The organism is Methyloligella sp. GL2 (assembly GCF_013341275.1).
Classification (GTDB): Bacteria; Pseudomonadota; Alphaproteobacteria; order Rhizobiales; family Methyloligellaceae; genus Methyloligella.
Genome location: NZ_CP054476.1, coordinates 597711 through 610566, shown reverse-complemented (window position 1 = coordinate 610566; position 12856 = coordinate 597711). Strand labels below are relative to the sequence as shown.

Below are 12856 nucleotides of genomic sequence, written 5' to 3'. Positions count from 1 at the left end.
GAATAGTTCATAGTCGATCAATTCATTTTGATCATTGTGCGGCGCAACCTACTTATCGGTGGAGAGGTTCTCGATGACGACGTCCAAATCCGTTCGACTCATTCACCGCAGCGCGATACTGCAGATCGCCATCGTCATGGCCGGCTGGCTGGCCGGCGAGGTGCTGGTGCGGCTGCTCGGCCTGCCCATCCCCGGCAGCGTGGCGGGCTTTGCGATCATCCTCGCCTTGTTGGTCACCAGGCGCCTCAGCGCGACCGCCATGCGGCGCGGCGCAGGCGTGTTCCTCTCCGATCTCCTGCTGCTGTTCATGCCCGCCACCTTGGCGGTGCTCGATCACCAGGAGTTTCTCGGTCTTGCCGGTCTCAAGGTTCTGTTCGTCATCCTGGGCAGCACCGTCGCGGTGATGCTGGTGACCGGGCTCACCGTGGATCTTTGCTATCGCTGGAGGATCGGCAATGCCGGCCCTACCCGCCAATCTCGTTGAGCTGCTGCTGCACACCGCCGCCTGGTCGGCCCTGACGATTGCCGCCTATTGGATCTCCAAGCGGCTCTACCGCAGATGGCCGCGCTGGTGGCTGAGCCCGCTGGCCGTGACGCCGATCCTGATCGCGGCCGTAATGCTGTCGCTCCACGTCAGCTACCAGGACTACCTCCACAGCACGAAGTGGCTGCTGGCGCTGCTCGGCCCCGCCATCGTCGCCTTCGCCATTCCGATCTACGAGCGGCGCACGCTGATCTGCCGCCACTGGCCGGTGCTCCTGATCGGCATGCTGGCCGGCACCGCGACCGCCATCGGCTCCAGCTGGGCGCTGGCCACCCTGGTCGGCTTCGACGGCGCCATGCGGCTGAGCCTCCTGCCCCGCTCCATCAGCACGCCTTTCGCCGTGGAGGTCTCGGGCGAAATCGGCGGCGTTCCAGAGCTCACCGCCATCTTCGTCGTCATCACCGGCATTGTCGGCGGTCTGATCGGCGACATTCTGCTGTCGCGCATCCCGTGCGCCTCGGCCTTGGCCCGCGGCAGCCTGTTCGGCGTCGGTGCCCATGGCGCCGGCACCGCCCGCGCACAGCAAATCGGCGACACCGAAGGCGCGGTCGCAGGGCTGGTCATGGTGCTCGTCGGGCTGATGAACGTCGTCGCCGCGCCGCTGATCGTGGCCTTGCTGCGCTAGGCTGTGACCCTCCGCCTCACCCCTCGCAGCGGCACCTTTCCATCCCCATAGTAGTTTGTATTGGAACGATAAAATTTATCGCTTCCGAACCCGCCAGAGTGATCCTGTTCCCGGCCGATTCTTGCTCGGGAAAGCCTCGCGACGACGTCCCCGCTTCTTCTCTTTCAAGGAGAACCCCCAATGTCATACGCCACCATCAACCCCTATACGGGCGAGACCCTCGCCACCTTCCCCGACGCGACCGACGCCGAGGTCGAAAAAACCATCGACAAATCCCATGACGCGTTCTTGCGTTGGCGGGACACCGCGTTCCAGGAGCGCGCCCGCATCCTGCAGAACGCCGCCGACATCTTGCGCCGCGAGGCCGACGATTACGCCAAGCTGCTGACCACCGAGATGGGCAAGCTGTTCAGCGAGGCGCAAGCCGAGGTCGAGCTCTCCGCGAAAATCTTCGAATATTACGTCCGCAACGCCGAGGAGCTGCTGAAGCCCGAAACGCTTCCGGTGCTCGACCCTGCTGAGGGCGAAGCGGTGCTGGTGCACGAGCCCCTCGGCATCCTGCTCGCCATCGAGCCCTGGAACTTTCCCTACTACCAGATCGCGCGCATCCTTGCCCCGCAGCTTTCCGCCGGCAACACGCTGATCCTGAAGCATGCCGCCAACGTGCCCCAGAGCGCCGCCGCCTTCGAGAAGCTGATGAAACAAGCCGGCCTGCCGGACGGCGCATTCCAGAACCTCTACGCCACCCATGCCCAGGTCGAGCTGATCATCAACGATCCGCGCGTTCACGGCGTGGCCTTGACCGGATCGGAAGCTGCCGGCGCCATCGTCGCCTCCCAGGCCGGCAAGGCGCTGAAGAAATCCACCATGGAGCTCGGCGGCGCCGACGCCTTCGTCGTGCTGGACGATGTCGATCTGAAGAAGACTGTCGACTGGGCCGTGTTCGGTCGCCATTGGAATGCCGGCCAGGTCTGCGTCTCCTCCAAGCGCATGATCGTCGTCGACCCGGTCTATGACGCCTTCCTTGAGAGCTACCGCAAGGGCGTTGCCGGCCTCATTGCGGGCGATCCGTTCGACGCCAAGACCACCCTGGCGCCGCTCTCCTCGCAAGGCGCCGCCGACGATCTGAAGGAGCAGGTCCGCCAGGCCGTCGAGCACGGCGCAAAGGCCGAGGAGATCGACATCGCGATCCCCAACCAGGGCGCCTTCGTGCGGCCGACCATTCTCACCGAGGTCGGCGAGGACAATCCGGCCCGCTACTGGGAGTTCTTCGGCCCCGTCTCCATGCTGTTCCGCGCCAAGGACGAGGAGGACGCCATCCGCATCGCCAACGATTCGCCCTTCGGCCTCGGCGGCTCTGTGTTCACCTCCGATCCGAAGCGCGGCGCCGAGGTGGCTAAGAAGATCTCCACCGGCATGGTGTTCGTGAACCATCCCACCAAGGTGGAAGCCGATCTCCCCTTCGGCGGCGTCCGCCGCTCCGGCTATGGCCGCGAGTTGCTCGGTCTCGGCATCAAGGAGTTCGTCAACCACAAGCTCATCGACGTCGTCGATATCGACGCCCATTTCTGAGCCCCGCATCGAGGCTGCCCCTCCTCGCCGTTGACGGCGCGGGAGGGGCGGCCACTCCCGTCCCAGAAACAAATCGATCGATTTCAGGAGAGCACGATGCCCCAGACCATGAAGGCGGCCGTCGTCCACGAATTCAAGAAACCCCTCACCATCGAAGAGGTGCCGGTTCCCGAGCCGGGACCGGGCCAGATCCTGGTCAAGATCGCCGCCACCGGCGTCTGCCACACCGACCTTCACGCCGCCCATGGCGACTGGCCGGTCAAGCCGCACCCGCCCTTCATTCCCGGCCATGAGGGTGTCGGCCACGTCGTCGCCATAGGGCCACATGTCAGCCATATCAAGGAAGGCGACCGCGTCGGCGTGCCCTGGCTCTACAGCGCCTGCGGCCACTGCAAGCATTGCCTCGGCGGCTGGGAGACGCTTTGCGAGGAGCAGCAGAACACCGGCTATTCGGTCAATGGCAGCTTCGCCGAATATGTCGTCGCCGATGCCGACTATGTCGGCCATCTGCCGGACAATGTCGACTTCGCCGAGATCGCGCCGATCCTCTGCGCCGGCGTCACCGTCTATAAGGGGCTCAAGGTCACCGACACCAAGCCCGACGACTGGGTGGTGATCTCCGGCATCGGCGGGCTCGGCCACGTCGCGGTGCAATACGCCAAGGCCATGGGGCTCAACGTCCTTGCCGTCGATATCGACGACGAGAAGTTGGAGCTCGCCAAGAGCCTCGGCGCCACGCTGGCCGTAAATGCCCGCGCCACCGACCCGGTCGCTTACGTGAAGAAGGAGATCGGCGGCGCCGAAGGCGTGCTGGTGACCGCGGTCTCTCCGAAGGCCTTCGAGCAGGCCCTCGGCATGGTCGGCCGCGGCGGCACGGTTTCCCTCAACGGTCTGCCGCCGGGCGACTTCCCGCTCTCCATTTTCGACACCGTGATCGACGGCATCACCGTGCGCGGCTCGATCGTCGGCACCCGGCTCGATTTGCAGGAGGCACTGAACTTCGCCGGTGAAGGCAAGGTCAAGGCCACCATCGCCACCGAACCGCTGGAGAATATCAACGACATCTTTGCCCGTATGGAGCACGGCGACATCCAGGGCCGCATCGTCATCGACATGCAGAGTTAAATTTTGCGGAGCTAGATTTTGCGCGAACCGGGCAAGCCGCCTTGCTTGGCCGAGCCCGGTTCGCAACCAAATGCCCCTCTTAACCGTTTCCCTACAGAACGGAGCTAGCGTCGCGGCATCGCACGCGGGGTGGAGGAGCGTTTATGCGGCGGTTCACGTTCGCAAGTCTGATTTTGAGTTCGGCTTTTGCCTTCCCTGCGGTGGCAGATGAGTCCACCGATAGCGGGGCTCTGGCGCTAACCGCCACCGTCGGCGAGCTTTCCCCCGACCTCGGTGAGGCGCAGAAGAAAATTCTCGCCAGTTTTCTCGACGGCAAGACCGATTTCGACTCCCCAAAGGACGAGACCGTCTCCGTCTCCGCCGACGAGGTCCGGTGCCATACCTCGAATGTCGATCTGACCGTGCATGGTTGCGAGCTGAGCTTCGGCAAGAACACGGTGACGCTAAACGGCCGCGCCGCCCATGAGCTGCTGGCCACCCTGGCCGAGGAAGGCGTCGAGCCCGACCCCGGCGCCGGAAATATTTGGTATGGTATTTCCAAGCTCGCTTGCAGCGTCGACGTCGATCAGGTGAAGGAAAAGGCCGGCGGCGGCGTTCGCTGCACGTTCAATACCGCGCTAGACTAAAAACCAATGCCCCCAGCCATGCCGTTTCCTTTCCATGTCCCGTCTTTAGGAGTCCGTCGCCCCATGCCCCAGCGTTCAGCCTCGTCTCTTCTCGCCGTTTCGGCTTTCATCCTCGCCGCTTGTCTATCGCCGCTTGCCGCACACGCCGCCGAAAAATGGGAGGCGGCCAGCACCACCGCCATATCCATCACCGGCGACATCACGCTCAGCGACGATAAGATCACCTTCGCCGACGGCAAGACCCTGAACCTCCGCCCGCTCGGCGGCGACAAGCCGGGCGTCTATGCCATCGACCCGCCGGAAAACCCGACGCTGCTGAACGGCAACAAGCTTTGCGGCGACAAACCGCCGACCTTCATCGTCGCCGGGCGGCCCAACGACGACAATCTCTATCTGAAGGTATTCGATACCGACGAGGCGCCGGCCGCCTCGAACGAGCTGATGCAGCCGGGCATGTGCGCCGGCTATAATTTCGGCCGCTGAGACCGCCCTTCTTTCAGATGCGCCGGGTCTATCGCGCCGAAGGCCCCTATCTGATCGACGAGAACGGCATCCGCGACGCGCGCTACAGGCCTTAGGCGGAACCTACTCGCCCCAATCGAACCAGGGCGTCCCGCAGCTGACCTTTTTAATATTTGGGCTGGGCAGGAGAGCGAGGTAGACGTCCCAAAAACTCGTATAAAAAATACTCAATGAACCTGGTGCCTCTCCCCTGGGCTCATTCCACTTCCGCCTGTCATGACCGAAGGCACTTTCGTTCCAAACGAGCGGCATCATCACTGAACCGTCCATTTCCATTTTTCCGCCGCGAGAAATCACCTTCACCTGGTTAGGCTTCCCCGGCACGCGCTCCAAGAGAATATCGTAGTCTGTACGGACAATGATCTTCCCTGCAGGGTCTCTTAAGATCATGTCGTCGGAAGCGTATGCGTTTGAGGGGATAATCATTGCATATCCAAGTAAATAGCCGTTGGGCAGCACCACGCAGGCCCCTCTGCTCATGTAGAGCACAAACATCACCCACGCCGAGCAAAGCCCTACAAGAACGACGCCCCCGATCAGCAGCCACTTCAAGACCCGCATAATCATCCGCTAGGCTCGTAGCGGTACCCGCTCTGTGACCGGTCCAGATGCACTCTTCCCTCGAATGTTCCCGTCCAATCATCAATGATGGGATATGGCTTAGAGGCCGGTAGCTCTGTGGGGAATGCGCCGATAGCGCCAATCTTTTGCAAGGCCCTATCAATATCTAGAGGATCACGGAACGCGTCGCGCAGCTCGAAGTTGATTGCACCGCGAAATTCTACCATAGGATGCAATCGTTTCACAGTGCCCCGAAACGGCCCGCTAACTTTCGTTCTGCCAAGGCTAAAGACGATTCTGGTCATGTTGTATGACCTGTCGAATTTCCCACCAAAGCTGCCATCGCCGATCTTGCGCGCCTCATCTGCGATCTGTCCCGGCAGCTTGGTGGGGACGTCGCCCGCCTGGCGCTGGAATTCCGCGACCACCGCCCGCAAATGCCCTGTTTCCCGCAAGGTGACGGTGCGCCCGCCGCCGAAGAAATAGTGATAGACGAAGTCGTCGCTGTCCCAAGGCGCGCCTTCGTCAGCCACATCCTGCATCGTGATTTTGAAGAACTCCTGGGCGACGGGGATGTAAGGCTCCGCCCAGCAGCGGCAGCCATAAGCCTCGCCCGGATGCCCGGTCGGCGGCGGGTCGTCCCAGGCGAAGACCTTGCCCTCATTTTCCCGATGCGAGGGCCGTACCCTGTCGTCGCGCCGGGTCCGCCAGATATAGTGCGTTGTCGGATGCCGCTCGGTGACGGACGCCGCCTTGGCCGACGATTTGGCCGCCTCCGAGGCTATCGTCGCAAGATCGATCGGCGTGCCGTAGCGCAGATAGGCCTCGAACGCCTTGCGATAGGCGGCACTGTCGGAATTTGCGGCGCGGACCATCGAACCTCACCTTCTCTGCGGCAGCCTTGGTGACGGCTTCGATTGTCGGCGATGTCAGGGGGCCGGTGACAAGATGGGTTTGGCGGCCGCGCGGCGAAGGCCGAGGTGTGCAAAATCGCCGCGTTTCCGCCAAAATAGAATGGGATGGGCGGGAAGCGCCTTGCATTCGCCGGATGCGGCGCGTACGCCCCTTTCAAACCAAGACACTATGAGAGCGAAGCTTCATGCGCATCGACGCGATCGACATCGGCGATAATCCGCCCGAAGACGTCAACACCATCATCGAGGTGCCGATCGGCGGCGAGCCGATCAAATACGAGATGGACAAGGAGTCGGGCACGCTGTTCGTCGACCGGTTTCTCTATACCCCGATGCGCTATCCGGGAAATTACGGCTTCGTGCCCCACACCCTGTCCGACGACGGCGACCCCATCGACGTGCTGGTCGCCAGCACCCGCCCGATCTTTCCCGGCGCGGTGATCAATGTTCGCCCCATCGGCGTTCTGATGATGGAGGACGATTCCGGGCTGGACGAGAAGATCATCGCCGTGCCGACGCCGAAGCTCACCAAGCGTTACGAGAACGTCTTCAACTACACCGACATGCCGCCCACCCTGCTGGATCAGATCCAGCACTTCTTCGGTCACTACAAGGACCTGGAGCCGGGCAAATGGGTCGAGGTCGGCGGCTGGCGCGATGCCAGCGAGGCCAAGCGCCTGATCACCGAGGCGATCGAGCGGGCCAAGAAGGACAAGCCTGCCGCAGCCGCCGAGTAGTCGCGCCCCTAGCGGTTCACCGTCGCAAGATTTTCCCGCGTATAGCGCTCGCCGGCGACGCCCTCTCCGATGGCGCCGTCGAGCTGCGCCATCTCCTCGGCGGCGAGGCTCACCTCCGCCGCGCCGAGATTGTCTTCCAGATATTTGCGCCGCTTGGTGCCGGGGATCGGCACCACATCGTCGCCCTTGGCCAAGAGCCAGGCGAGCGCCACTTGCGCCGGGCTATGGCCCTTCGCTTCGGCAATGGACTTCACCACCCCGGCGATATGCATATTGGCGTCGAAATTTTCGCCCTGCAGCCGCGGATCGCTGAACGAGCGGTAATCGCTCTCGGGATACTCCTCGGCACGCTTCGCCGTGCCGGTGAGGAAGCCGCGCCCCAGCGGCGAGAACGGCACCAACCCGATGCCGAGCGAGCGGATCAGCGGGATGATCTCGTCTTCCAAATTCCGTTCCCAGACCGAATATTCGCTTTGCAGCGCGCTGATTGCCTGCTCGCTCTGGGCGCGCTCGATCGCCTCGGCGCCGGCCTCCGACAGGCCGAAATACAGCACCTTGCCCTCGTCGATCAGCTCCTTCACCGTGCCGGCGACATCCTCCATCGGCACATCCGGATCGACCCGGTGCTGATAGAGAAGATCGATATGATCGGTGCCGAGCCGCTTCAGCGAGCCTTCCACGGCTTTGCGGATCCGCGCCGGATGGCTGTCGAGCCCGACCCGCTTGCCGTCCTCGATGGCGAAGCCGAACTTGGTCGCCAGCGTCACCTTATCCCGGCGCCCTTTCAGGAACCCGCCCAGCAGCTCCTCATTGTGATAGGGGCCGTAGATCTCCGCCGTGTCGAGGAAGTTGCAGCCCCGCTCCAGGGCAAGATCGACGGTCTTCAGGGATTCCGCATCGTCCGGCGTGCCATAGGCGAAGCTCATCCCCATGCAGCCGAGCCCGATCTCGGAGACCTCCAACCCCTGACTTCCCAACTTGCGGCGCTTGAGCATGATCGGCCTCCTTGTTCTGAGTGAGGGGAGATAACGCTCAAGAGCCGCAATCGCAATGGAGCCGCGTCAATGGCGCGCGGAAGCGCCGCGTCCAAGCCCGGACAGGCAGCCATCGCGGCGGAGCCATCCTTCAAATCGCCAGATTGGATTGCGATCGTCTCCTGCTCTCCGGACAAATTATTGCAAAAGGTTTCCAGGCCTGCCCTTGCAATATTCGGTTACAATTTTTCGAGCGTTTTCAACATTTCCTGGTCTAGCATCGCAGCTGCTACAGTCAGATATTGCAACAATGCGCCGGCCGGGCCGAACCCCGTGAGCAAGCATGGCAGGATCAGAGCCGCCGATGAACGAACAGGTGAAACCGGAGAAGATGAAGACCGATATCGAGTCCGTGCTCGGCATCGGCAAGAAGACGACGTTTTTCGCCCGCAACCGCGGCGCCCTGATCACCGCTGCGGTGATCGCCGCGGCGCTTCTGCTCTATCTGTTTTTCGGGTTCGGCGGATCCGGCAACGGCATACGCTACGAGACCGAGCAGGCCACCCAAAGCGACATCACCGTGACCGTCACCGCCACCGGCACGGTCGAGCCGACCAACGAGGTGGAGGTCTCCAGCGAGCTCTCCGGCATCATCCGCGACGTCCAGGTCGACTACAACAGCGCCGTCGAGAAGGGCCAGCTTCTGGCGACCCTCGACACCGACAAACTCAAAGCCACCGTCGACAGCTCCAGGGCAAAACTGCTCGCCGCCAAGGCCAGGGTCACCGAAGCGGAGGCGAGCGTGCTGGAAGCCAAGCTCGAATACGAGCGCAAGGCGCAGCTGGTCGAACGCAAGGCCGGCACGCCGCAGGATCTGGAAGCCGCCGATGCCAGCTACAAGCGCGCGATCGCCGAGCTGGAAAGCGCCAAGGCCGACGTTTCGGCGGCGCAAGCCGATCTGTCCCTGGACGAGACCAATCTGGAAAAAGCGGCGATCCGCTCGCCGGTCACCGGCGTGGTGCTGAGCCGCGATGTCGAGCCGGGCCAGACCGTGGCCTCCTCGCTGCAGGCGCCGACACTCTTCACCATCGCCGAGGATCTCGCCAAGATGGAGGTCCAGGTGGATGTCGACGAGGCCGATGTCGGCACCGTGAAGGAAGGCCAGACCGCGACCTTCACCGTCGATGCCTATCCCAACCGCACCTTCCAAGCCGAGATCCGCGAGCTGCGCTTCGGCTCCGAGGTGGTGCAGGACGTGGTCACCTATAAGGCGGTGCTGACCACCGACAATAGCGACCTGCTGCTGCGGCCCGGCATGACCGCCACCGCCGAGATCATTACCGCCGAGGTGAAGGACGCCGTCACCGTGCCCAACGCCGCCTTGCGCTATACCCCGCCCGCCGAAAGCGAGAGCGGAGACACGCGCAATTTTCTGGAGAAGCTGATGCCCGGCATGCCACGGCTGCGCAGGGCAAGCAGCTCCGGTCCCGCTACCGGATCGGAACGCCAGATCTGGGTTCTGGAAAACGGCGTGCCTAAAGAGATCGCCATCACCGTCGGAAAAACCGACGGCAAGCGCACCGAGGTCGTGAAGGGCGATATCGAACCCGGACAGGCGGTCATCGTCGACGCCACAACGAACGGCTAGGGCCATGTCCCGGCGCGAGAAACCCACTCCGGCCCGGCAAGCCCTGATCGAGCTGACCGGGATCACCAAGACCTACGGCCACGGCGAAGGCGTCGTGCATGCCCTCGACGGGATCAGCCTGCGCATCGACAAGGGCGAGTTCGCTGCGGTGATGGGGCCGTCCGGCTCCGGCAAGTCCACCGCCATGAACATCATCGGCTGTCTGGATCAGCCCACCAGCGGCAGCTATCTGTTCGACGGCGTCGAAGTCTCCCGCCTGGACCGCCAGCAGCGCGCCCTGCTCCGGCGCCACTATATCGGCTTCGTGTTTCAGGGCTTCAATCTGCTCGCCCGCACCACGGCGGTGGAGAATGTCGAGCTACCGCTGATCTATCGCGGCATACCCCACGCCGAACGCCGCCCCCTGGCCCTGCAAGCCCTGGCCAAGGTCGGGCTCGCCGAGCGCGCCATGCACACGCCGGGCGAGCTTTCTGGCGGCCAGCAGCAGCGCGTCGCCATCGCCCGCGCCATTGTCACCGAGCCGGCTCTGCTGCTCGCCGACGAGCCCACCGGCAATCTCGACACCAAATCGAGCGTCGAGATCATGGAGCTTCTCGTCGCGCTGAACCGCGAGCAGCACATCACCGTGGTGATGGTGACCCACGAGCCGGACATGGCCGAATATGCCGGACGGATCGTGCATTTCCTCGACGGCAGGATCGCCAGCGACACCCGCAGCGAGGAGGCGGCCTGATGTTCTACGAGACCTTGAAGCTGGCGGTGCAGGCGATCTTGCGCAACGCGCTGCGCTCCTTCCTGACCCTGCTCGGCATCGTCATCGGCGTGGCCGCCGTCATCGCCATGGTCACCATCGGCAACGGCACCACCGAGAAGGTGAAAGAGCAGATGGCCAAGCTGGGCAGCAACGTGCTGTTCGTGCGCCCCGGCCAATTCGGCCCCGGCCGCGCCAGCAGCAACGCCAAATCCTTCAACGCACGGGATATCGAAGCGCTGCGCGAGCAGCTCCGCGGCGTCCGCGCCGTCGCGCCGATGTCCCGCGGCTCGGCCACCGTGATCTACGGCTCCGAAAGCCGCACCGTGAGCACCGTCGGCACCGACGATGCCTATCTCATCACCCAGGATTGGGGCCTGACCGACGGCCGCTCGTTCAGCGCCGCAGAGGTCAGAAGCGGCGGCGCGGTCTGCATTATCGGGCAGACCGTGCGCGAGGAGCTGTTCGGCTCTACCAACCCGATGGGCCAGCGCATCCGCGTCAGCAATATCTCCTGCGAGGTGATCGGGCTTCTTGAGCCGAAGGGCGAATCCGGTTTCGGCACCGACCGGGACGATGTCGTCTTGATGCCGCTGCGCACCTATCAGCGCCGGATCTCCGGCAACTCCGATATCGACAGCATCAACGTCTCCGCCCGCGACGGGGTCGACACCGCCAAGGTGCAGGCCGATATCGAACGGCTGATGCGGGAACGGCGCGGCATCACGCCGGGAGAAGACGACGATTTCGGCGTCGCCGACATGACCCAGATCGTCGAAACCCAGACCGCGACCACCGCCGTGCTCACCGCGCTGCTCGGCGCCGTTGCCGGCGTCAGCCTGCTGGTCGGCGGCATCGGCATCATGAACATCATGCTGGTCTCGGTCACCGAGCGCACCCGCGAGATCGGCATCCGCCTCGCCATCGGCGCGCAGGAATCGCAAGTGCTGATGCAGTTCCTGGTCGAGGCGGTGGTGCTCTCCCTGTTCGGCGGCATCGCCGGCATCGTGCTCGGCCTCGGCCTCGCCGCGCTCACCTCGATCCAGATGAACATCCCCTTCGTCCTGGACCCGAGCATCGTGGTGATCTCGTTCGGCTTCTCCGCCCTCACCGGGATCGTGTTCGGCTATTTCCCGGCCCGCCGCGCCGCCCAGCTCGACCCCATCGAAGCCCTGCGGCACGAGTAGCGGACGCATCCCGCTCCCCAAACACACAAAGAAAAACGGGCCGCCGTTGCCGGCAGCCCGTTAATCGTCGCAAAGCTTTAGAAGAGCGATTAGCCCTTCATCGCGTTGGCCTTGTCGATCAGCGCCTGGGCCTGGCGGATCGAGGCGATGTCGATCAGGCGGCCGTCGAGAGACACCGCGCCCTTGCCTTCCTTCTTGGCCTGCTCCATGGCGTCGAGGATGCGCTGGGCCTTGGTGATCTCTTCCTCAGAGGGGCTGAACACCTCGTTGGCAAGGTCGATCTGCGAGGGGTGGATCGCCCACTTGCCCTCGAAACCCAGAACCGCGGCGCGCTTGGCGGCGGCCTTGAAGCCGTCCGGATCGGAGAAATCGCCGAACGGACCGTCGATCGGACGCAGGCCGTAGGCGCGGCAAGCGATCATCATGCGCGACAGGGCGAAGTGCCACGGGTCGCCCCAGTAATACTCGCGGTGGCCGCTATCGTCGGCGTCGGTCAGAACGCCGTAATCCGGGTGCGGGCCGCCAATGCCGACGGTGCGCGCGCGGGTCGAAGCGGCATAGTCGGCAACGCCGAAGCTCATCGCTTCCAGACGCTTCGACGACTGGGCGATGGCCTCAACATTGGCCATGCCGAGCGCCGTCTCGATCAGCACCTCGATGCCGACCGGATTGGTGCGGCCGACCGCCTGCTCGCACTGCGAGATCAGCATGTCGATGGCATAGACGTCGGCCGGCACGCCGACCTTGGGGATCAGCACCATGTCGAGACGCGGGCACTTCTCAACCACGTCGATGACGTCGCGATAGGCGTAATGCGTGTCCAGACCATTGATGCGGATCAGCATGGTCTTGTTGCCCCAATCGAGATCGTTCAGGGCCTCGACGATGTTCTTGCGGGCTTGCTCCTTGTCGTCCGGTGCGACGGCGTCCTCGACATCGAGGAAGATCACGTCGGCGGCCGACTTCGCCGCCTTCTCGAACAGCGACGGATTGGAGCCCGGCACGGCGAGTTCCGAGCGATGAAGTCTCGGCGTCGCCTGCTGAATAAGGGTGAAACTCATAAAACGTCC

14 protein-coding genes are annotated in these 12856 nt (G+C 63.6%); 10 read left to right on the top strand and 4 right to left on the bottom strand.

The annotated features are described in order from the left end of the window. The first annotated feature begins 73 nt into the window (after nucleotides 1–73). The 6 genes from HT051_RS02910 to HT051_RS02885 all read left to right on the top strand — a co-directional run bounded on the left by HT051_RS02910 (nucleotide 74) and on the right by HT051_RS02885 (nucleotide 4975). Nucleotides 74–484, top strand: coding sequence for a CidA/LrgA family protein (locus HT051_RS02910; RefSeq protein ID WP_174540651.1), 411 nt, complete (start codon nucleotides 74–76; stop codon nucleotides 482–484). Continuing rightward, nucleotides 456–1169, top strand: a complete 714-nt coding sequence (locus HT051_RS02905; RefSeq protein WP_174540650.1) for an LrgB family protein — start codon at nucleotides 456–458, stop codon at nucleotides 1167–1169. Before HT051_RS02910 ends, HT051_RS02905 begins: the two co-directional genes overlap by 29 nt. Before the next feature lie 180 nt (nucleotides 1170–1349). Beyond that, nucleotides 1350–2741 (top strand): NAD-dependent succinate-semialdehyde dehydrogenase, encoded by a 1392-nt coding sequence (locus HT051_RS02900; protein WP_174540649.1) that lies wholly within the window; start codon nucleotides 1350–1352, stop codon nucleotides 2739–2741. Nucleotides 2742–2837: 96 nt separating this feature from the next. After that, a complete protein-coding gene (gene adhP / locus HT051_RS02895; protein WP_174540648.1) occupies nucleotides 2838–3866 on the top strand; it encodes an alcohol dehydrogenase AdhP in 1029 nt (342 codons plus the stop codon). Between the two features lie 143 nt (nucleotides 3867–4009). After that, the gene (locus HT051_RS02890) at nucleotides 4010–4492 is read left to right on the top strand and encodes a hypothetical protein (protein WP_174540647.1); all 483 of its coding nucleotides are present in this window, start codon (nucleotides 4010–4012) and stop codon (nucleotides 4490–4492) included. 63 nt (nucleotides 4493–4555) lie between these two features. After that, nucleotides 4556–4975: a hypothetical protein gene (locus HT051_RS02885; protein WP_174540646.1), complete on the top strand. Its 420-nt coding sequence runs from the start codon at nucleotides 4556–4558 to the stop codon at nucleotides 4973–4975. Between the two features lie 102 nt (nucleotides 4976–5077). Here the strand turns inward: HT051_RS02885 and HT051_RS02880 are convergent, their stop codons facing one another. Together HT051_RS02880 and HT051_RS02875 are read right to left on the bottom strand one after the other, a co-directional pair. Continuing rightward, nucleotides 5078–5566 carry a hypothetical protein gene (locus HT051_RS02880; RefSeq protein ID WP_174540645.1) on the bottom strand — a complete coding sequence of 163 codons (489 nt, stop codon included), beginning with the start codon at nucleotides 5564–5566 and terminating at the stop codon, nucleotides 5078–5080. Between the two features lie 11 nt (nucleotides 5567–5577). After that, on the bottom strand, nucleotides 5578–6450 hold the full coding sequence (locus HT051_RS02875; RefSeq protein WP_174540644.1) for a phage minor head protein: 873 nt from the start codon (nucleotides 6448–6450) through the stop codon (nucleotides 5578–5580). Nucleotides 6451–6674: 224 nt separating this feature from the next. Here HT051_RS02875 and ppa point away from each other — a divergent pair, with 224 nt between their 5' ends. After that, nucleotides 6675–7226: an inorganic diphosphatase gene (ppa, locus tag HT051_RS02870; protein WP_174540643.1), complete on the top strand. Its 552-nt coding sequence runs from the start codon at nucleotides 6675–6677 to the stop codon at nucleotides 7224–7226. A gap of 8 nt (nucleotides 7227–7234) precedes the next feature. On the opposite strand, the gene HT051_RS02865 is transcribed toward ppa, so the two are convergent. Next, nucleotides 7235–8224 carry an aldo/keto reductase gene (locus HT051_RS02865; RefSeq protein ID WP_208454414.1) on the bottom strand — a complete coding sequence of 330 codons (990 nt, stop codon included), beginning with the start codon at nucleotides 8222–8224 and terminating at the stop codon, nucleotides 7235–7237. A gap of 319 nt (nucleotides 8225–8543) precedes the next feature. Between HT051_RS02865 and HT051_RS02860 the strand changes: the two genes are divergently transcribed. Genes HT051_RS02860 through HT051_RS02850 form a run of 3 tightly spaced genes read left to right on the top strand, consistent with a single transcriptional unit; the run spans nucleotide 8544 to nucleotide 11786 of the window. Beyond that, on the top strand, nucleotides 8544–9848 hold the full coding sequence (locus HT051_RS02860) for an efflux RND transporter periplasmic adaptor subunit (RefSeq protein ID WP_174540641.1): 1305 nt from the start codon (nucleotides 8544–8546) through the stop codon (nucleotides 9846–9848). Nucleotides 9849–9852: 4 nt separating this feature from the next. After that, nucleotides 9853–10581, top strand: coding sequence for an ABC transporter ATP-binding protein (locus HT051_RS02855; RefSeq protein WP_305798175.1), 729 nt, complete (start codon nucleotides 9853–9855; stop codon nucleotides 10579–10581). Further along, nucleotides 10581–11786, top strand: coding sequence for an ABC transporter permease (locus HT051_RS02850; RefSeq protein ID WP_174540640.1), 1206 nt, complete (start codon nucleotides 10581–10583; stop codon nucleotides 11784–11786). The genes HT051_RS02855 and HT051_RS02850 overlap by 1 nt, the downstream gene beginning before the upstream one ends. A gap of 89 nt (nucleotides 11787–11875) precedes the next feature. On the opposite strand, the gene HT051_RS02845 is transcribed toward HT051_RS02850, so the two are convergent. After that, on the bottom strand, nucleotides 11876–12847 hold the full coding sequence (locus HT051_RS02845; protein ID WP_174540639.1) for a CoA ester lyase: 972 nt from the start codon (nucleotides 12845–12847) through the stop codon (nucleotides 11876–11878). Nucleotides 12848–12856 lie beyond the last annotated feature (9 nt).

Coding starts and splice junctions, on each gene's coding strand:
- HT051_RS02910 (WP_174540651.1), top strand. CDS start 74: ATGACGACGTCCAAATCCGTTCGACTCATTCACCGCAGCGCGATACTG.
- HT051_RS02905 (WP_174540650.1), top strand. CDS start 456: ATGCCGGCCCTACCCGCCAATCTCGTTGAGCTGCTGCTGCACACCGCC.
- HT051_RS02900 (WP_174540649.1), top strand. CDS start 1,350: ATGTCATACGCCACCATCAACCCCTATACGGGCGAGACCCTCGCCACC.
- adhP (WP_174540648.1), top strand. CDS start 2,838: ATGCCCCAGACCATGAAGGCGGCCGTCGTCCACGAATTCAAGAAACCC.
- HT051_RS02890 (WP_174540647.1), top strand. CDS start 4,010: ATGCGGCGGTTCACGTTCGCAAGTCTGATTTTGAGTTCGGCTTTTGCC.
- HT051_RS02885 (WP_174540646.1), top strand. CDS start 4,556: ATGCCCCAGCGTTCAGCCTCGTCTCTTCTCGCCGTTTCGGCTTTCATC.
- HT051_RS02875 (WP_174540644.1), bottom strand. CDS start 6,450: ATGGTCCGCGCCGCAAATTCCGACAGTGCCGCCTATCGCAAGGCGTTC.
- ppa (WP_174540643.1), top strand. CDS start 6,675: ATGCGCATCGACGCGATCGACATCGGCGATAATCCGCCCGAAGACGTC.
- HT051_RS02860 (WP_174540641.1), top strand. CDS start 8,544: ATGGCAGGATCAGAGCCGCCGATGAACGAACAGGTGAAACCGGAGAAG.
- HT051_RS02855 (WP_305798175.1), top strand. CDS start 9,853: ATGTCCCGGCGCGAGAAACCCACTCCGGCCCGGCAAGCCCTGATCGAG.
- HT051_RS02850 (WP_174540640.1), top strand. CDS start 10,581: ATGTTCTACGAGACCTTGAAGCTGGCGGTGCAGGCGATCTTGCGCAAC.
- HT051_RS02845 (WP_174540639.1), bottom strand. CDS start 12,847: ATGAGTTTCACCCTTATTCAGCAGGCGACGCCGAGACTTCATCGCTCG.